At 39.9% G+C, this 19,862-nt stretch carries 13 protein-coding genes and 2 tRNA genes; 13 read left to right on the plus strand and 2 right to left on the minus strand.

Going from position 1 to position 19,862, the window contains the following annotated elements; translation table 11 throughout:
- Window position 1 precedes the first annotated feature (1 nt).
- The 10 genes from ACKTS5_RS02325 (at window position 2) to ACKTS5_RS02370 (ending at window position 14,704) form a co-directional block, all read left to right on the plus strand.
- Window positions 2-1,678 (plus strand): cyclic peptide export ABC transporter, encoded by a 1,677-nt coding sequence (locus ACKTS5_RS02325; protein WP_408042221.1) that lies wholly within the window; start codon window positions 2-4, stop codon window positions 1,676-1,678.
- A 16-nt stretch (window positions 1,679-1,694) separates the two neighbouring features.
- Window positions 1,695-2,132, plus strand: coding sequence for a hypothetical protein (locus ACKTS5_RS02330; protein WP_408042222.1), 438 nt, complete (start codon window positions 1,695-1,697; stop codon window positions 2,130-2,132).
- Window positions 2,133-2,142: 10 nt separating this feature from the next.
- Complete coding sequence (locus ACKTS5_RS02335; RefSeq protein WP_408042223.1) at window positions 2,143-2,844, plus strand: thioesterase II family protein; 702 nt, start codon at window positions 2,143-2,145, stop codon at window positions 2,842-2,844.
- 62 nt (window positions 2,845-2,906) lie between these two features.
- The gene (locus ACKTS5_RS02340; RefSeq protein ID WP_408042224.1) at window positions 2,907-5,450 is read left to right on the plus strand and encodes a TonB-dependent receptor domain-containing protein; all 2,544 of its coding nucleotides are present in this window, start codon (window positions 2,907-2,909) and stop codon (window positions 5,448-5,450) included.
- Between the two features lie 1,128 nt (window positions 5,451-6,578).
- Window positions 6,579-8,549, plus strand: coding sequence for a class 1 isoprenoid biosynthesis enzyme (locus ACKTS5_RS02345; protein WP_408042225.1), 1,971 nt, complete (start codon window positions 6,579-6,581; stop codon window positions 8,547-8,549).
- Window positions 8,550-8,570: 21 nt separating this feature from the next.
- The gene (locus ACKTS5_RS02350) at window positions 8,571-10,652 is read left to right on the plus strand and encodes a M50 family metallopeptidase (RefSeq protein ID WP_408042226.1); all 2,082 of its coding nucleotides are present in this window, start codon (window positions 8,571-8,573) and stop codon (window positions 10,650-10,652) included.
- A 6-nt stretch (window positions 10,653-10,658) separates the two neighbouring features.
- On the plus strand, window positions 10,659-11,360 hold the full coding sequence (locus ACKTS5_RS02355; protein WP_408042227.1) for a 4'-phosphopantetheinyl transferase family protein: 702 nt from the start codon (window positions 10,659-10,661) through the stop codon (window positions 11,358-11,360).
- Window positions 11,361-11,426: 66 nt separating this feature from the next.
- Window positions 11,427-12,806 (plus strand): aspartate kinase, encoded by a 1,380-nt coding sequence (locus tag ACKTS5_RS02360; RefSeq protein WP_408042228.1) that lies wholly within the window; start codon window positions 11,427-11,429, stop codon window positions 12,804-12,806.
- 41 nt (window positions 12,807-12,847) lie between these two features.
- Entirely contained in the window at window positions 12,848-13,759 is a 912-nt protein-coding gene (locus ACKTS5_RS02365) for a cupin-like domain-containing protein (RefSeq protein WP_408042229.1), read from the plus strand.
- Between the two features lie 39 nt (window positions 13,760-13,798).
- Window positions 13,799-14,704 (plus strand): cupin-like domain-containing protein, encoded by a 906-nt coding sequence (locus ACKTS5_RS02370; protein ID WP_408042230.1) that lies wholly within the window; start codon window positions 13,799-13,801, stop codon window positions 14,702-14,704.
- Window positions 14,705-14,767: 63 nt separating this feature from the next.
- Here ACKTS5_RS02370 and ACKTS5_RS02375 read toward each other — a convergent pair.
- Window positions 14,768-14,841: transfer RNA gene (locus tag ACKTS5_RS02375), tRNA-Asn, on the minus strand.
- Between the two features lie 64 nt (window positions 14,842-14,905).
- Window positions 14,906-14,979, minus strand: a tRNA-Asn gene (locus ACKTS5_RS02380).
- 230 nt (window positions 14,980-15,209) lie between these two features.
- Here ACKTS5_RS02380 and ACKTS5_RS02385 point away from each other — a divergent pair.
- From ACKTS5_RS02385 to ACKTS5_RS02395, 3 genes are all read left to right on the plus strand, one after another.
- Window positions 15,210-17,975 carry a 2-oxoglutarate dehydrogenase E1 component gene (locus tag ACKTS5_RS02385; RefSeq protein WP_408042293.1) on the plus strand — a complete coding sequence of 922 codons (2,766 nt, stop codon included), beginning with the start codon at window positions 15,210-15,212 and terminating at the stop codon, window positions 17,973-17,975.
- Between the two features lie 67 nt (window positions 17,976-18,042).
- Entirely contained in the window at window positions 18,043-19,248 is a 1,206-nt protein-coding gene (gene odhB / locus ACKTS5_RS02390) for a 2-oxoglutarate dehydrogenase complex dihydrolipoyllysine-residue succinyltransferase (protein WP_408042231.1), read from the plus strand.
- An 80-nt stretch (window positions 19,249-19,328) separates the two neighbouring features.
- Window positions 19,329-19,850: a GNAT family N-acetyltransferase gene (locus ACKTS5_RS02395; protein ID WP_408042232.1), complete on the plus strand. Its 522-nt coding sequence runs from the start codon at window positions 19,329-19,331 to the stop codon at window positions 19,848-19,850.
- Window positions 19,851-19,862 lie beyond the last annotated feature (12 nt).

Here is a 19,862-nt window from a genome sequence, read left to right on the forward strand (position 1 = left end):
AATGGGACTATTTAAATTATTACAGAAAAAATCCAAGTTTTTTTATGTGAATTTGGGACTATTAGGACTTATCAATGCAGTCTGGGCTTCGGCATTACTGCTGTTTATCAATAATAAAATTACTGGGAAGCAACTTCCTTTCGTAGAAGAAAAATACGATTGGATGATTTTCGGAGGCCTTATCGTGGTTTCGTTTATCGTTGCTCGTTTTTTTCAGGCTTATATGATAAAACTGACTTATGAGTTAGGAAATGAACTCAATCTTTCCATATTTAACAAGCTCAGGTTCACAGACTATAAAGAGTTTCAGGAGTTAGGAGAAGAAAAGGTTAGAACAGCGATGACCGATGTTACTACGCTACAAAAGTTCCCTCAGAGTTTTATTGAAGCCTTTAATGCAGGAATTATGGTGGCTATTGGAGTTGTGTACTTATTTGTAACCCATCCGGTAGGAGCACTCATCGTAACCTTAACGCTGGTAGCTTTGGCTGTGGTGTATTCGGTGAGGAATATCAGTATCGAAAAAGACATCAATAAGGCTCGTGATTTGGCCAATGTGTACCAAGATAATGTCAACGATTTTCTAAGAGGATTTCGAGAAATAAAAATGAACTCACACCGTAGCGATGTGGTGTACAACGATTATTTGAAAAAGAATAGAAATCGCGTGAAAGATTTGACCATTCGTACCGTGACCAAGTATTTGGTAAACGACCTGATGGGAAATTACGCAGGGTACTTTTTGGTGGGAGTGATTCTTTTTGGACTGCCTGCAACCATCGTTATTTCACCTGATGTTCGTACAAATTTTGTCGTGACTATCTTGTTTTTACTGGGTCCGGTAACGGCCGTCGTTGGAGCAATTCAGGAATTTACAAAAATGAAAGTAGCAGTGCAGCGTTTAAACCATTTCAACAAAGTGTTGGGAGTGGTAGAAGGAGAAGAACTATCACATGGAGATTTGACCGACTTCAACACGGAGTTTAAATCAATTCGCTTTGAAAATGTAACTTTTGAGTACTTTAACGAGCAAAAGGAAAAAGTATTTACCCTTCAGCCATTAAACATTACTATTAATAAGGGCGACAGTATTTTCATCACCGGAGGTAACGGAAGTGGAAAAAGTACCTTTATCATGTTGTTGGCAGGTTTGTATAAACCGGCATCTGGAAAAATTTATCTGAACGAAAAAGAGATAGACCTTCACAACTACGCGTATTACAGAAATCAAATCTCGTGTATCTTTACTGATAACTACTTGTTTGCCGAAAATTACAACGCTTTTGACTATGTTCAACGAACCAGTGAACTTAAAGAACTGGTAAAAACCATGCAATTGGAAAAGGTTTTTGAATTGAATGAAGAGACAGGAAAAATGAAAACGACCTTGTCAAAAGGGCAGCAGAAGAGGGTGGCTTTTATCAACAGTTTGTTTGAAAATAAAGACCTCATCATTTTGGATGAATGGGCAGCAGAACAAGATCCAGAATTTAGAGCCTTTTTCTATCAAAATATCATCCCGAATTTAAAGGAACGCGGAAAAACCGTAATTGCGGTAACCCATGACGACGCTTATTTCGATCAAGCACAGCGCTTGGTGAAATTTAACTACGGAAAAATTGTTCAAGACGAGGTGTTGCTAGCTCAGGAACAACCTGTAGAACTACTAACCAACTAAAAAAAACGAAAACGATATGCAAACGACTTTAAATACCTTAATACTATTTGTAATGATGAATACAACAGCAATGCTCGCGCAAGAAATTAGAACACCGCTTCAATATGCTTTAGATCTCAAAGAAATGAAAGAGCTCTTAAAAACGGAAGCCGAAGGCAAGGAATACCTACCTGTTGTATTGGTTACTGGAAACAGAATTCCCGAGGTGTCCGTAACCATGTTCGGCGAAAAAGTAATCATCGTGGATAATAAGGAAATGTCAAGGCTCATCAAAAAAGGCCACCCGTTTATTGAAATGGGGAAGGCCTCTTTTAGAGAACGTGCTGGTAAAGCGGAGTTTATATTTTTCTGTGGAGAAATGAAGGTCAAATTAAAGCTGCGAAGAGAACGTGGACAGTGGACCCTAAAGTCGATCAGTCAAAAAAATAGAAAAAATTACTTCTGGAACTTTTAATATGAACACCATGCGATTAATCTGTTTAACTTATGCAGGAGGTAATAAATATTCCTACCGAAATTTTATGCCCTACCTTTCTGAGCATATTGAAATGATAACCTTAGAGTTACCCGGAAGAGGCACGAGAATGCTAGAAGATCTGATTACTGATTTGGATGTGTTAACAGACGATTTGTTCCGTCAAATGCAAGCGTATCTCGATAAAGACTACGTCTTATTCGGTCATTCTATGGGAGCCATGCTCGGAAATTTATTGCTACACAAACTTCGTGATGAACAACAGAGGTTGCCTCAGTTGTTTATAGCTACGGGGTGCCCATCACCTGAAAAAAGAGGATTGAAAACAAAAATAGCGCAATTGAGCAATGCCGCTTTCCAACAGGAAATTATCAAATTAGGAGGCATGCCTGATGAGGTGATTCAAAATCAGGAACTACTCGATTTTGTGTTGCCAGTGCTGCGCTCAGATATCAAAGCCATCGAAACAAAAGTATACGAGCAAAATACGCCTTATCCCGTTCCGATAAAAGCTTTTTGTGGTACAGAAGAAACCACCAAAGAAGCGGACTTAACAGGATGGCAGTTAGAAACCTCTAAGGAATTTAGTTTTGAGTTTTTGGAAGGAGATCATTTTTTTATCCTCAATCATCTCGAAAAAATTACTGAAATTATTAACAACTACTCGGTAGAAAAACCAGTAGTTCTATAAAGTAAAACGAACCAAATTATTATTAATATTCTGTGATACTCGCAGATAAAATATCTAAGAAAATGAAATTTACTACTGTGAAAGAGTTGCATTCTATGGCTTATTTCCGATTACAGCAGCAACGTATTGTAAGTAATATTCAACAAACAACAAGACAATTTTCAATGGCAAAGGCTTTGGTATTTACTCTGGCTTTGCTATTGGGAGCAATCAGCGAAGGGCAAGCGCAGCAGAGAAAAATTGCGACCATTAATTCGAAACTAGTCGATGAAACAGGCAGTCCAATTGGGTTTGCAACCAATGTGTTATACAGAGCTAAAGATTCTAGCATAGCCAAAATTGCCTTGTCTGAAGAGAATGGAACCTTCGTATTTGAAGGAATCCGATTTGGAAACTATATCATGCACACGAGTTATGTAGGTTATAAAGAGGTACGTACGCCTATATTGGTCGATAAGGTGGCCATTACTTTACCCACTGTAAAATTACAACCCGACCTCGTGTTGGATGAGGTGGTTGTAAACAGCCGACGCAAGTTAGTACAGAAAAAAATTGACCGCGTTGTATTGGATGTAGGAGCTACCATGGCTGCTGATGGTGGGAATTTGTCAGATGTATTGAAAATTTCACCAGGAGTAAATGTAGGTAATGGAGGTAAAGTAACCTTGAGAGGTAAGTCGGGAGTTATTGTCTTGATCGATGGAAGACGCTCGTATTTACAGGGGGCTGATTTGGACAATTATATCAATAGCATGCCTGCAGGTCAATTTTCAAAAATAGAAGTCATGACCAATCCACCGGCAAAGTACGATGCCGACGGTAATGCAGGAGTAATCAACATTATTACCAAGAGAAATTACCAAAAAGGTTGGGAAATGGATGTTGCCAGCTCGTATCGTCAAGGACGCTATGCGGAAATTGCGAACAGCCTTACCTGGAATGCGAATACCCGACATGTGAATATTTTTGGAAATGTAAGCTATACAGATAAAAATAACTTTGACGATTACAAAATTGATAGGAACTTTAGAGATGCATCGAATAACTTAACGGCAATTTTTAAACAAAATACCTTTATTAAAAGAGAAAACAACTTCCTGACTAGCAGGTTGGGATTGGATTATTTTGTGACGCCTAAAACGACGATCGGATTTCTTGTAGGAACTCAGTTTACCAAAGGAACCACAAATACGGCAAACGACACCTATTTGCGTAACAGTGCCAATGTATTGACCCAGCGTTTAGAAGGACCGGCCTTGTCAAATGTCGAATTTACCAACTTACAGGCAAACATTCATTTGACGCATAAGTTCGATACAGATGGTCAGGAACTGTCTATTGACGGAGATTATTTACGATACAAATCGGAAGTAGATCAGACGTTTAACAATAGTTTCTTTAACAATGCGGGCAACCTGACGTCGCGAGAAGTCCTTTTTAACGACTTGCCGCAAACCATCGATATCTATACAGCCAAGGCAGATTATGCACTTCCTTTATCAGAATTAAGCAAGGTTGAAATGGGAGTAAAAACGAGTTTTGTTGCCACGGACAACAATGCTAAATTCTACGACAAAACAAGCGGGCAACTCGTTGAAAATACCGCATTGTCAAATTACTTTCAATACGATGAAAACGTGAATGCGGCCTATGTCAATTACACGCAAAATTTCGGGCAATTGACCATGCAGGCAGGAGTGCGAATGGAACAGACGAGTATTACGGGGAAACAGTTAACACAAAAAACGGAATTTACAAATTCCTATACCCGATGGCTACCTTCGGTATTCTTTACCTATGATTTGGATGAAGAGTCACAGCTGGGACTGTCGTACGGAAGGAGAATTCAACGTCCGGATTACAGAGATTTAAATCCGTTTAGATATTTTTATGATAAATACACTTTTGAAGAGGGAAATCCTGCGTTGAATCCACAGTTTAGCAACAACTTTGAGCTGAGCTATGCGATGATGGGCGGCGCTATTACTACGACGGCTTTTTACAACAAAACCGAAGATATCATTACCGATGTTATTTTCCAAAATGCAGCCCAGAATGAAACCTTTATTCGCAAGGATAACTTGAACGATTTAACCTCTTATGGAATTGGGCTAAATGCTGGCTTGCCTTTGATGGACAACTGGGTAACTTCAATCGATTTGAACTACAGTCGCAATCAATTGGACGGTATGGTTCAAGGGACTAATTTTTCGATTTCAACAGGAACCTTTACTGGATTTATGTTGCATCAGTACCGATTTGCTCCGACCTGGAAATTTGAATTGGGAGCTTGGTATACTTCACGCAGTCTTACTGACACATTTATTCAGGAACCCTATGGAAAACTGGCCTTGGCTATTGGTAAGAGTTTATGGGGAGGTAAAGGAAAATTACGCTTGAGTGGAAACGATGTTTTTGCATGGACCAACTTCGTCGGGAAAAGTGCATTTCCTAATACCGATGTTCGCATAGACAACACTTGGCAAACGCAAAGTATCAAATTGGCCTTTACCTACAAGTTTGGCGGAGGCTTTAAAAAGGATCGCAAAGAACGTAAATCGGCAATTGAAAAAGAGTCAGATCGTTTAGAACCGTATAAGCAATAAATTAAGAACTAATATAGGGTTAACATTTTGTAAACGAAATAGTTATAAGTGTTTGGTTTTTTTAGGTAACTGATTGTGAATCAATAATTACTACCGTTTGTAACCCGAGTTAGCACCGTATCATCTGATATTCTGTGAAGCCTACAGTGTTTTGTAGGCCTGGGAACATCATGTCTAAAATATAGGAGGAAGCCGAAAATCCTAGCTAGAGTAGGCACCATTATTTAAACAATTTAATTATGAAAAATGCAAATCAAACTTCAAACGAATTTCAAGTGGAGCAATTAGAGCAACGTTTAGAAATGCAAGCGTGGGAATGTCAGTACATGCCTAACAATGTAAACTGTAACTTCTAATTACAACACCATCACAGGAGGAAGCCGAAAATCCTATTCAGAGTAGGCGAAATTTTATTAAAATCAATTTATTATGAAAAATGTAAACCAAACTTCAAACGAATTTCAAGTGGAGCAATTAGAGCAACGTTTAGAAATGCAAGCATGGGAATGCCAATACATGCCTAACAACGTAAACTGTAACTTTTAATTAATAACCAACTATAAAAAGAGGTTCCATGAGGAATTTCCCTCTTTTTTTAAAATCAATCTAGTATGAAAAAATACGAACAAACTTCAAACGAATTTCAAGTAGAACAATTAGAGCAACGTTTAGAAATGCAAGCATGGGAATGCCAGTACATGCCTAACAACGTAAACTGTAACTTCTAATTAGTACCCCGGTTTAACGGCAATACTCCGCCAAAAATTTACATCGCCACAGAGCTTCGTAATGCACTAGGTAGGCTTACATAATTGTGTAGGCTAGGGAGTTTCATGCCAAAAATGAATAGGAGCACGCTGAAAATCCTTAAAAGAGTAAGCACAATTTTTAAATAATTTAATCATGAAAAATTTCAATCAAACTTCAAATGAATTTCAAGTAGAACAATTAGAGCAACGTTTAGAAATGCAAGCGTGGGAATGTCAATACATGCCTAACAACGTAAACTGTAACTTCTAAGCAGCTTTTGAGTATAAGAATTATTGCCCTGGGGAACCAGGGTGATAATTCTCCTCTTCTATTGTTTATCCCCCAACGCACCTTTTTATACCATTAAAGTCTAGTATTATGATCTATACCGATGCCCAACCGTTATACGCCCCTGAATTACAGAAAAAATTTTTAGGGCAATTAGAGGCCTATTTTGCCTCTAAGAATTTGCCTGAATCTATCGCTGCCATCATTTTGGATGAAAAATTTATCAGTGATAACCCCTCGTATTATACCTACTATCCTTATTTGTTTAGCGAGGCTTTTAACGGTCCTAGTACTTCGGATTTAGAGACGTTGAATTTGGCTGGTTTTTTATATTATAAAGCGGTGATGTTGATCGATGAAATGGTCGATAAAAAAGATACTGGAGCCAATTTTATGGGCTTCCTAGTCTCAGATATTTGTAAGGAAGAAGCGATAAAGTTACTCGCGAGCCTGTTTCCTAACAATCACAACTTTTGGACCCTCTGGAATGGGCGCAAGTTTCAATATGCTAAAGCCTATGAAATGGATAAAAATGCCGCACTTATCCAGAGTTATGAAGATTTTGAAAAATTAGCAGATTACAAATGCGCTTTTGGGAAAGTAGCTATCGATGCACTTTTTTCCTTAGCCCAGGATGCTGATCAGAGAACCTTTGGCAGTCTGTTAGAGGCCCATAAGTTTTATTATGCTGCCTTCCAGATTACGGATGATATTACCGATTTTCAAGAAGATTTGGAAAACGGACAGTTTAATATCGCGTTTTTCGAACTCGAAAAGAGGCTTGGAACTGAGGCTTTGCAAAACCAAGCTCCCGGAACACTAAAGAAGAGCCTCTATTTAGAAGGAATTATTGAAGATTTATACGATAAGGCGTTGGAGTATCTCCAAAAAGCCAAGCAATGCAGTGAAGGATTTGGATTAAAAGATTGGGAGTTTGAAATTCAAAAACTCCACAATGCCATCGTGCGCAATCAGTTGAATGTAGCTGGGTTTATCACGGTGTTTGAAGTCAAAAATTCCTTGGCTATGAGTCCTGTTTCGGAGCATATGTCGCTGGAAGAACAAAGGGGAAAAGGCCTTGAGTTTATTAGTGAGGCCCGCAAAGAACAGTCGGGATTGTGGTTAGATTATTTTAACGATGCCGGAAATAGCGACCTTTGGACAACCGGGTTTGTGATGTCGCAATCCTTTTGGACTTCGGAAGCTCGATCGCGATTTGAAGAGCTAAATCTACCCCAAAAATTGAAAGCGGCAAGGAATGCGGATGGTTTATGGGGCTATAATACTCGTTGGATTTCAGATGCAGACTCGTCTACCTTTGTTTTGAAAGCTCTATACAACCAAGGTATAGATATTAGCCCTTATTTGACAGCCTGGTTGGACTACCAAAAGTCTGACGGAGGGTTTAGCACCTACCTAAATGACGATATGGTCAGGATTTCGTTGAATTCAGATCGTATTCAAGAAGTCCAAGGATGGACTCAATCGCATTTTTGTGTTAGTGCGGCAGCATATGATTTACTGTCCTTAGTGGATTATCAAGGAACTGCACTAGTTCAGTTGAGAACCTATTTAATAGCGGCACTTCAAGAGCCTGAGACACTGCATTCTTATTGGTGGACCTCTACTATTTACGCATTCAATCAGCTACTAAAGGCTGCAGTGCGACGAGACGACTACGAAATGATTTCTTGGTTATTACCGCAGGTTTGGCAGTTGATGGATGGAGGTATCGTAGAGAAGTTAATCGAAAAACAAAATTATTGGTATCAAGGACAATTGCTTGAATTACTCTGTTTACACGAGGATTTTGCAAAGTATCAGGCAGCGAAAAAGGCCTTGGTAACTGCTCTTACATCCGGACAATTTATCGACGGATCTTGGCCAGCCAGTGCAGCCATGCGCATACCGCATCCTGCAGTGTTGCGAGCTGATCACCCTGAAATTAAATGGATACTCGCTGATCGTGGAACCAATTGTGTACTGCAAGATTTTCACAGAGTATTTACGACAGTGAGCTGTGTGGCTGGACTTACAGCCTATGGAAAAATGAAAAATTAGGAGTTAATAGCGTATAATACTATGAATATTTTAACGAGAATACCCGTTGTTTCTGAGCATATAGAAATCCTTCCGTACGATGGTCCTGGGCACTTAATAGTGCAAAAGGAATTAAACCACCACATCAAGGTAAATGATTCGGTAGTGAATTTGTTAAAGCTCATTGATGGAGAACAAACCATTGATGAGTTGACCAGAGTTTTTAATGCAAAACACGGGAAGCAAATGAGCCCGGAGCAAATTCATGATATTCTGTATCATACCTTGGGGAAATATCACATTGTTAAGAATGATGAACACGAATACCGAGTTGCGGAGAAACCCGATTATTTAAAATTGAGTTTTACCCTCATTCCCAAGCGTATCGTGGGGCCGATAGCTTCGTTTTTTGCACCGTTGTTTTCACCGAGCGTGTTTTATAGCTTGCTCATTATAGGGCTGTTGGTCGTAGGCGGATTTGCCATTCACTATTTGCCTTATTTCTTGAGTAATGTCTATGCGGATTGGCGTGCGATATCACCAGTTTTTGTGGGGGCAGTGCTATCAGGAGCTATATTTTTTCACGAGTTTGGTCATGCCGCGGCATGTAAAAAGTTGGGAGGAAAACACGGGGACATCGGTGTGGGCTTTTACCTGCTAACACCAGTGATGTTTGCCGATGTTTCAGATATATGGCGGTTGAAAAGATCGGACAGAATCATCGTAAATTTAGGTGGCTTGTTTATGCAAATTTTGTTGGCAGCTATTTTTGCCCTGCTTTTCCAATGGACAGGTCAACTTGAATTTCTCGTATTGATGTACGCCTTAGGAGTACTCAGTGTAGCATTTAATCTCAATCCGTTTTTTAGAACCGATGGCTATTGGGTATTGACAGATATCTCGGGGGTGAGCAACCTAAGGGCTACGTCGAATCAAGTATTGCGTCAGTTTGCACAGAGTGTACAAGGAGTAGCGACCTTTTCCTATACCAGACAAAACGTTTTGTTGGTACTCTACGCGGTGGTGAGCATGAGCTTGATTGTACTCTTTTTGAGCTTACTATTAATAAATGATCCTAGTGGAATCTTACAATTTCCACAAAATGTACGCCTTGCTATTACAGAGAGCTGGACCTCAGGCATGCGTTGGGAGCTATGGAAACCATTGATTTTTCCAACAATCTTTTACGTGCTTTTTATACGTTTTGTGCGAGGTTTATGGCAGCGAAATGCCCAACGTTTGTCCGATGTAAAGGGGCAAGGCTACCTAAAATTTGGGATGAGCTTGGTTTTAGGAGTCGTATTTGGATTGTCGGCCATTGGGAAGTTGATCGATTTTCCGAGTTTTAATGAAAAGCTGGCGGCATACCCTCTTTATTTTTCAGGCGTATCTCAGCTCATTCTGGGGGTTGAGTTGGCATTGTCAGCCGCTTTTACCCTGTTTGTATTCAAGAAATTCACCGCTAAATTTTCGATGGTGTTTTTGATCCTGTTGAGCCTAGTATACAGCTATGGATATTGGGTGTTGGGAATTACAGAGTGCGATTGTTTCGGATCGTTTAGTTTTTTGAATTCCGAAAATATTGCTGTGGTCCTCGGAAAAAATGCAGTACTAGTATTCATGGCATGGACACTACTACAAGGATCGTGGAAAAACAAAGGCACTATAGGAGTGCTACAGTTGATATCGCTGTGTACCGTGGCCTTGATAAGTTATCAAGTAATGCAATTTGGCAGTGTTGATAACGCCGATTTTGTAAAGCAGGCTATCGGAAAAACAGTAAGCAGTTACCAATTACCTATCAGTAAAATACAAAAAGAGAACAGTTATGTATTGTTGTTCTCTCCTACCTGTAAACATTGTGAGGAAGCAATTCCTATGATGCATGCACTACAGCAAAGAGGCAAGGTCGTAGCCGGAATCACGTATAGTGAGGCCGCTGAAGCGTACGAAGTATTTGCCCGTGAACTAGCCATAGCTTTTGAAGTCAATAAAGTGCCGAGAACGCTATTGAAATCGATTACCAAAACGGTACCGGTAGTCCTTGAAATCCGAAACGATACTATTGTTGGCGTGATGGATAAGACTGCTTTACAAGCGAAAATTACTAACCTCATAAACTAAAAAGAAATGTGGTCAAATGTCATCACAGTTCTCAGTATAGAGAACAGAGAAGAGTTTCCTAAAGAGCTTTGGGAAACCCTGTTGGAGTTTGTTCCAGAGCCTTTGCAAAAGAAAGCAAATACATTTCGTTTCTGGAAAGATCGTCAGGCCTTTTTATTAGGACGCTGTTTGTTGTTGTTGGTGCTGAGACGCCATACAGACAAAAGTTTAAAGGACGTGTATTACGACGAATTTGGGAAGCCGACGATAGGAACTCAAATGGCGTTTAATATCAGTCATGCAGGGAGCTTTGTACTTTGTGCTTTCAGTACTAACGAAGAGGCTATAGGCATCGATATCGAACAGATTTCAGAAGGAATAGACTTGGAATTGTTTACCAATATCTTAAGTGACCAAGAATGGGAAGATGTCATGGAGGCTCCGTGTAAATACACCCGGTTTTTTGATTACTGGACCATCAAGGAAGCCGTGAGCAAAGCCGATGGGAGAGGTCTGAACATTCCTCTCGATAAAATTCGACTCAATGCCGCTGGAGTTACAGTGGAAAACAAGCAGTGGTTTATTAATAAACTAGAAATCGATAAATCTCATCCCTGTCATTTGGTGGCGAGTAAACCCATTTATGAGGTAGAGATTCATACACTAGATAGCGCTGAGTTGGTATATCACCTGCTGCTAGTACAAAATTTATACAAACAGACTTCCTAAGAAGTCATTTACATGCACATGGTGCATTCACGAATACTTATAGACTAACCTTACAAAATAACTATTATGAACGTATTGAAATTTGGAGGCACTTCGGTCAGTTCAAAAATTTCTCTTCAGAATATGCGACATATCTTGAGGAGTTACGATTTGGAGCAAGAGCCGGTACTCGTTGTAGTTTCGGCCTTAAAAGGAATCACTAACGAACTCTTGAGTTTATTAGATGCCCTTGAAACAGGAGGTCCAACCTATAAAGAGGTCTTGGAACGAATAGTGAATAGGCATGACGACTTTGTAAACTTCCTTTTTGAAACCGAATTGGAAAATAGTAAAGCGATTGTCAAAGAAATTGAAAAGGCTTTTAGAGTAAAGGTAGCTGCACTCGCTGAAAAAGGAAGGGTAACGGATGCAGACTACGATGAGATTTTAAGTTTTGGCGAATTGTTTTCGGCCAATATTATTACCTGCTACTTACAGAGCTACGGACTAGATTTCCGATTTAAAGATGCCCGTGGGTTGATCATCACAGATGATAATCACAAGAATGCCCGCGTAAATTGGGAGCAAACAGCGAAGGCAATTCGCACTTTTTTTGTTGCCAATCCAGGGAATTTTGTCATCACCGGATTTATAGGAGCTACTGAAACGGGGAGTACGACAACGTTGGGTAGAGGCGGCTCTGACTATACGGCAACCATACTCGGTACTGTATTAGGGGCAAATAGTGTGACAAAATGGACCGATGTCAATGGTATTATGACAGCCGATCCCAACAAGGTTCCGAAAGCGCATTCACTGACGAACATCTCTTTCGACGAATTGAAAAACTTGTCTAAATTCGGGTCTAATGTATTGGTTCATCCCGAATCTATTGGGCAGCTGTCCAAAAACAACATCCCTTTTGTGATTAGAAATACCTTTAATAGAAATTTTAGAGGGACACAGGTAATTAATGGAGATCGTTCGGCTCAAAAAGCACTCTCTTTACATCAAGCATGTAGTATTATTAGTTTTGAGAAAGAATGGAATTTGCCTAAAAATTTTACCAAGGAGATCATCGATAAGGATTACTTGTTTTTCAGAATTAAAACTTCGTCAAATGATGGCCGATCGTATTACGTGGTGGCCGATGAGTGCATACATTTTTTTACACCTGGTACAGGAACTGGTGTTAGTGGAGCCCAGTTTTCTGAAATGATTCGAAAAGTGGTCATCGAAAAGAGAAACATAGCCTTGATAACGATTACGAGCCAGAGTATGGATAAGAAACAAGAGCTCATTCGTATCAATGAAGTCTTGTCGCAAGAGGGAATTCCTGTCGTAGGTTTCCGAATGTTTTTCAATTCTATCTCCTTAATCTTTGACAAAGGGAACTTTAAAGAGGTACTTGAACTACTGCACAATTGCCTGTTAACTACTGACCTTACTACTGATGTAGTGGTCTAATATAAACTTCAAAATTTAAGAACTTAAATAAAACTACGATTATGAATGTGTTAGATAGAGATGTGTTAAAAACCTTCGAACATATTCCTGTGGAACAGACCATAGACAAAAAGACGTTCTACGAGAAATACGTTTCTCAAAATAAACCTGTTCTCATCAAAGGAATGACAGCGGAATGGAAAGCGCTCCATTGGGATACGGCTTATTTTAAAAGTCGAGAAACAGGGAAAAAAGTAGCGATCAAAGTCGGGAATGTCAGTGAAGGAAAACGCGAACAAATGTTGCTCAGTGATTACGTAGCCCGTTTGGAGGACTACGAACAACAGCTGCGTTTAGGGTTGCCGGCAGAAAAGCCAGGATACCTACACGACATCCCATTTTTTTACTTGTTCCCAGAATACCTTCAAGACATTAATCCGTTTCCTAAAGATCTATTGCCGGACTGGTATGCGAATACCTGGCAAAATTATATTCAGTTCTTTATGGGGTCGACCGGAAGTCTTACGCCCCTGCACTTCGATACCCTACTTACGAACAACTTGTTTTTTCAGGTAGTAGGAGAAAAGAAATTTATACTCATCGATGCTGAAGATCGCAACAAGTGTTACATCGAGGGGTGGCGTTGGGCTCAGTTTGATCCTCAAAATCCCGACTATTCAAAGTTTCCTAAGTCGGGCTCTCTAAAAATTCGCGAAGCGTTGTTGGGGCCAGGAGATATTTTATTCATGCCGGGAGGGATGTTGCATCAAGTGCATGGACTCAGTCAATCTATTTCTTTCAACATAGACTGGCATACGGCTAAAGGAGCCTGGAAAGGAGTGAACACGCTTTGGCAAGGAGCACCGTTAAAAAATGTGTATTACAACGCTTTATTGTACAGCGGTCTGCGATTACGCATGCCTGAAAAAGTGATTTTTTCACTGTATAAATCGTATTTGAACTACGTGAGTTAAAGAGCTTCACAACTAATTAATTATTTAAAACCAAACATTATGGAAGTAACGAGAGTTAAAAATATTACCCCAGAATTATTTATAGAAAAGTGCATCAAGGCTAATCAACCCATCATTGTCACGGATGGTATGGAGCATTGGGATAGGGAGAAGTTTACCCCCCAATACCTAAAAGCTACTTTTGGTGATCAAATAGTACAGGTGTACAACGACTTATTCGACTTGCAAACCATCCAAACACTGTCAGAATACATCGATACAAACTTTGATAGAGCTCCTGAAGACGGACCCGCTAAAAATTATATGCGTTGGTATACCAAACTAAAGGAAGTAGAATTTTATTGGTCTGACAAGGTTTTTGAGGCTCTGAAGCCCGCGTGGTCACAACCGTATTTTATTCCGGATACCAATTTAGTGATACCAAGTAATCACAAAACAGCAAAGCGCCCAATTAACGAATACAGTTACCCCTATAAAGGTCTGTTTATATCGGGAAGAGGGTCGAGAACTCGTTTGCACAAAGATCCTTTTATGAGCAATGCAGTACTGTGTCAGTTTTATGGACAAAAAGAAATATACTTGTACAGTCCTCAAAAGGAGGCCTCAGTAATGAATGGTACCGACTTCGTAGACGTAAAAAATCCGGATCATGCCAAATTCCCAAATTTTAAAAATACAACACCTGATTATAAAGATGTACTGGCACCAGGAGAGATTATCTTTTTCCCTTCAGGTTGGTTTCACGATGTGACCTGTTTGTCGGATAGTGTTTCAATTACTTGGAATTTTGTTCATGAGACGCAATTAGAGCGCATGACCAAACACATAGCAGCGCACCCAGAGGATGATCAACTTGAGATTATGCAGTTCTTTATGGATGGAGAAGTATCTGAATCGACCGATTTGGTTCAGTATTTTCAACAAAAGTACAGCGTAGGGGTATAATACAAAACGGAACTGTACCAACTTAAAACAAAAAAGACTAACGTAAATGTTAGTCTTTTTTTGCTCCTCTTCTTGGGCTCGAACCAAGGACCCTCTGATTAACAGTCAGATGCTCTAACCAACTGAGCTAAAGAGGAATTTCTCGATTTCTCAAGAATATATATGTAAGTATGGAAATTATCGGCTTCCATGTTGCCTTTGCTCCTCCTCTTGGGCTCGAACCAAGGACCCTCTGATTAACAGTCAGATGCTCTAACCAACTGAGCTAAGGAGGAATTTAAAACGGTGTTCGTTTCAAATGCGAGTGCAAATTTAGGCGTTTTTTTGATATCACCAAACAAAAATACGAAAAAAAACAAAGATATTTTGGCATTTATTGTAAATCAAATGGTTAGAGGTGAAGATTTTTTTGCTAAATTTAAAATCCCAATACAAAGCGGGTAAAAAGTTAGGACAAAATAAAATCAAAATAAAAGTGGGATACAGTTAAAAGTTGTACTTTTGTATCCATTATTCTTATTATAAAGAAAAGTATAACAAAAATATGGACAAGTTTTCGTTCTTAAACGCAGTACACGCAGGGTTTGTAGGTGATTTGTATGAACAATATCAAAAAAATCCTGATGCGATAGAACCAAGTTGGAGGAGCTTTTTTCAAGGTTATGATTTAGCAAATGAAAACTACTCGCTAACCGATGAAGAAGTTTCGGTACAAATCCCCGAAGAAGTACGTAAAGAATTTTTAGTGATCGATTTGATTAATGGGTACCGTACCCGAGGTCACTTATTTACTAAAACCAATCCCGTAAGAGATAGAAGAAAGTATTCACCAACACTGGATATTGAAAACTTCGGTCTTAACTCTGATGATTTAGCAACAGTATTTAACGCTGGTGAAATTTTAGGTATTGGTCCTAAAACGCTAGCGGATATCATAAACCACTTAAAGGCTATCTATTGTGATAGTATTGGAGTGGAATACATGTACTTGCGAAATCCTGAAGAAATAAAGTGGTGGCAAAATCGTTTGAATAAGAACGATAATCACCCTGACTATTCTGCGGATACTAAAAAGTATATCTATTCGAAATTGAACCAGGCGGTTGGTTTTGAGAGCTTTTTACAAACGAAATACGTTGGGCAAAAACGTTTTTCTGTAGAAGGTGGTGAAACCTTAATCCCAGGGTTGAGTATGGCATTGCGCGACGCTGCTGAAAAATACGGTGTCAAAGAATGCGTGCTCGGAATGGCGCACAGAGGGCGTTTAAATACCTTGGTGAATATCTTTAAAAAGCCTGTTCGCGATTTGTTTAGCGAGTTCGAAGGGAAAGATTTTGAAGACAAAGATATCGATGGAGATGTAAAGTATCACCTCGGTCTTACCTTGAGTAAAACCTACAAGGAAGGACAAGAAATAAAAATGAACTTAGTACCGAACCCTTCTCACTTAGAAACAGTAGATGCTGTTGTGGAAGGAATTGTTCGCGCTAAGGTAGATCAAGATTATCAAGGAGACGATGGTAAAATTCTACCGGTATTAGTACATGGTGACGCTGCAATTGCAGGACAGGGTATCGTGTATGAGGTAGTGCAAATGGCTCAGTTAAACGGGTACAAAACCGGAGGTACTATTCACGTGGTCGTGAATAACCAAATCGGATTTACCACCAATTACTTAGACGCACGTTCTAGTACCTACTGTACGGACGTTGCCAAAGTAACCTTGTCACCGGTATTGCACGTAAATGCTGACGATGCAGAAGCTGTTTGTCACGCAATGCAATTGGCGGTAGAGTTTAGAATGAAGTTCAAGCGCGATGTGTTTATCGACTTGTTAGGATACAGAAAATACGGTCATAATGAAGGTGATGAGCCTCGTTTTACACAACCTACCTTATACAAAGCAATTTCTAAGCACAAGAACCCGAAGTTGATTTACGGTGAAAAACTAATTGCTGAAGGAATTGTGGACGATGAATACATCAAAGCAGAAACGGCTGAATTCAAAAACATGCTTGAAGTAGAGTTTGAAGAGTCGAAAAAGCAAGAGGTGTCTCGTGTAAGCGAATTTATGCCAGAAGTATGGAATGGATTTATCCGTAAGCAGTTGGAGCATATGCTGCAACCTGTTGATACTACTTTTGACCTCGAGCGTTTGCGCGGTATTGCCAAAGTGATTTCATCGGTTCCTGAAGGTGTAAAGTTTGTAAGAAAAGCTGAACGTATTTTAAAGGACAGAGAAAAGAGAGCTTTCGAAACCAACGAATTGGATTGGGGAACGGCAGAAACGTTGGCCTATGGTACCTTGTTAGAAGAGGGCTACGATGTTCGTATTTCGGGAGAAGATGTTGAACGTGGAACTTTTTCACACCGTCATGCTATTTTGAGAGATGAGGTGTCTGAAGAACGTATTAACTTGTTAAACACCAATCCTAATAACAAAGGAAACATGACCATTTACAACTCGCACTTATCAGAGTACGGGGTGTTAGGTTTTGACTACGGATACGCGATGGCGGCTCCGAACACTTTGACAATCTGGGAAGCTCAGTTTGGTGATTTTGCCAACGGAGCACAAATTATGTTTGACCAGTACATCACTTCTGCAGAAGATAAATGGAAGCTGCAAAACGGATTGGTAGTATTATTGCCACACGGTTATGAAGGACAAGGTCCAGAGCACTCTTCAGCGAGAATTGAGCGCTTTTTACAATCGTGTGCAGTTGATAACATGACCATTGCTAACTGTTCAACTCCGGCGAATATGTACCACATTTTACGCCGTCAGATGAAACGTGAGTTCAGAAAGCCATTGATTGTGTTTACGCCGAAGAGTTTGTTGCGTTTACCTAAAGCGGTAAGTACTATGGAGGAATTGGCAACGGGAGGTTTCCAAGAAGTAATTGACGATACTATTGAGCCTACAAAGGTGAAGAAATTAGTATTCTGTACAGGTAAATTCTACTACGATTTATTGACGAGACGCGAAGAACTCGGTAGAGAAGATGTAGCCTTAGTACGATTGGAGCAATTGTTCCCATTACACAACGATAAAATACAAGAAGTAATCAATAAATATCCAAATGTTGAGCGCTATGTATGGGCACAAGAAGAGCCTAAGAACATGGGATCATGGGGGTATATGCTAGAGCGTTTTGACTTAGTGAAGTTAGAATGTGCTTCTAGAGGATATCACTCGGCTCCAGCAGCAGGATCAAGTGCGAGATACAAGCGTCGTCACGAAGCAGTATTAGCACAGGTTTTTGATTAATCAAAAAGGTGCCCTAAGGCAACAATTAAAAGAAATAAAATAATTCAGATATAAAAATTTAGAACTGATGGTTTTAGAAATGAAAGTTCCTTCTCCGGGGGAATCAATTACCGAAGTAGAAATCGCAACGTGGTTGGTTGAAGATGGTGATTATGTTGAAAAAGATCAACCGATTGCCGAAGTAGATTCTGATAAAGCAACGTTAGAGTTACCTGCGGAAGAAAGTGGAATAATCACCTTAAAAGCTGAAGAAGGAGATGCAGTAGCGGTAGGAGCTGTTGTATGTTTAATTGATATGGATGCTGCAAAGCCAGAAGGTGGAGCTGCTCCAAAAGCAGAACCAGCTAAGGAAGAAAAGAAAGAAGCACCTCAAGCAGCTCCTGTAAAGGATACTTATGCAACAGGTACGGCTTCACCAGCAGCTAAAAAAGTATTAGCTGAAAAAGGAATCGCCGCTTCAGAGGTGAAAGGAACTGGAAAAGACGGTCGTGTAACCAAAGAAGACGCAATAAAAGCAGTGCCTTCTATGGGAACTCCAGGAACTGGAGCACGTACTACAGAACGTAAAAAATTATCAATGTTGCGTAGAAAAGTTGCGCAGCGTTTGGTGTCTGTTAAAAATGAAACTGCCATGTTGACCACGTTCAATGAGGTGAATATGCAGCCAATTTTTGACTTGAGAAAACAATATAAAGAAGCGTTTAAAGAAAAGCACGGTGTGGGCTTAGGGTTCATGTCTTTCTTTACGTTAGCAGTGGTTCGCGCATTAAAAATGTACCCAGATGTAAACTCTATGATCGATGGAGATTACAAAGTAATGCACGATTTCCAAGATATCTCTATAGCAGTGTCAGGTCCTAAAGGATTGATGGTTCCTGTTATTAGAAATGCTGAAAACTTAACTTTTAGAGGAGTGGAAAGCGAAGTAAAGCGTTTGGCGTTGCGCGCACGCGATGGGCAAATTACTGTTGATGAAATGACTGGAGGTACCTTTACCATTACCAATGGAGGTGTATTCGGGTCTATGTTGTCAACACCTATCATCAACCCTCCACAGAGTGGTATTTTAGGAATGCACAATATCGTAAACCGTCCGATGGCCGTAAACGGAGAGGTGGTAATTCAGCCTATCATGTACGTAGCCTTGTCATACGATCACCGTATTATTGACGGTCGTGAGTCTGTTGGATTCTTAGTAGCTGTAAAAGAAGCGCTAGAAAACCCAGTAGAATTATTAATGGATAACAATCCGTTGAAAGCTTTAGAAATGTAAACTGAGCCTCATAGCTAGTTATATAGAATCCCGTTCTTCAAAAAGAACGGGATTTTTTTTATTTTTATAGGAAAAACTTTATGAAAAAATTCAGTGAATTCGAAACGGAACGATTGTATTTGAAGTTAGCAACGACTGCAGATGCTGCTTTTTTTCTAGCCTTGATGAATACCCCGAAATGGTTGGCACATATTGGAGATAGAAAGGTGTACGATTTAGCTCAGGCTACCCAATACATTATTGATAGAATGCTCCCTCAGCACGAGCGTTTAGGCTTTGGTAATTACGTGGTCGTGCGCAAAGACGACGGAGTAGCTATCGGAAGTTGTGGACTATTTGATAGAGAGGGCTTGGAGGGCTTGGACATCGGTTTTGCTTTTTTACCTGAGTACGAGGGGAAAGGCTATGCCTTTGAAGCCTCAAAAGAATTATTGAAACAATCGTTTAGTGCGTTTAAGGTAAATGAATTGCAAGCGATTACCACCGCCGAAAATACCGGATCACAACGCTTGCTTGAAAAACTGGGTTTGAAATTCGTAGGATGGACGCGTATACCCGGAGACGATGAGGAGTTAATGCAATACCGTATTCAAAAGGAGTAACCAAAAACCGTT

Origin of the sequence: Tenacibaculum litopenaei (assembly GCF_964514025.1) — a bacterium.
GTDB classification, from domain to species: Bacteria; Bacteroidota; Bacteroidia; order Flavobacteriales; family Flavobacteriaceae; genus Polaribacter; species Polaribacter litopenaei.

Excerpts from the sequence above, each read along its gene's own strand:
- ACKTS5_RS02325 (WP_408042221.1), top strand. The coding sequence starts at position 2 with ATGGGACTATTTAAATTATTACAGAAAAAATCCAAGTTTTTTTATGTG.
- ACKTS5_RS02330 (WP_408042222.1), top strand. The coding sequence starts at position 1,695 with ATGCAAACGACTTTAAATACCTTAATACTATTTGTAATGATGAATACA.
- ACKTS5_RS02335 (WP_408042223.1), top strand. The coding sequence starts at position 2,143 with ATGCGATTAATCTGTTTAACTTATGCAGGAGGTAATAAATATTCCTAC.
- ACKTS5_RS02340 (WP_408042224.1), top strand. The coding sequence starts at position 2,907 with ATGAAATTTACTACTGTGAAAGAGTTGCATTCTATGGCTTATTTCCGA.
- ACKTS5_RS02345 (WP_408042225.1), top strand. The coding sequence starts at position 6,579 with ATGATCTATACCGATGCCCAACCGTTATACGCCCCTGAATTACAGAAA.
- ACKTS5_RS02350 (WP_408042226.1), top strand. The coding sequence starts at position 8,571 with ATGAATATTTTAACGAGAATACCCGTTGTTTCTGAGCATATAGAAATC.
- ACKTS5_RS02355 (WP_408042227.1), top strand. The coding sequence starts at position 10,659 with ATGTGGTCAAATGTCATCACAGTTCTCAGTATAGAGAACAGAGAAGAG.
- ACKTS5_RS02360 (WP_408042228.1), top strand. The coding sequence starts at position 11,427 with ATGAACGTATTGAAATTTGGAGGCACTTCGGTCAGTTCAAAAATTTCT.
- ACKTS5_RS02365 (WP_408042229.1), top strand. The coding sequence starts at position 12,848 with ATGAATGTGTTAGATAGAGATGTGTTAAAAACCTTCGAACATATTCCT.
- ACKTS5_RS02370 (WP_408042230.1), top strand. The coding sequence starts at position 13,799 with ATGGAAGTAACGAGAGTTAAAAATATTACCCCAGAATTATTTATAGAA.
- odhB (WP_408042231.1), top strand. The coding sequence starts at position 18,043 with ATGGTTTTAGAAATGAAAGTTCCTTCTCCGGGGGAATCAATTACCGAA.
- ACKTS5_RS02395 (WP_408042232.1), top strand. The coding sequence starts at position 19,329 with ATGAAAAAATTCAGTGAATTCGAAACGGAACGATTGTATTTGAAGTTA.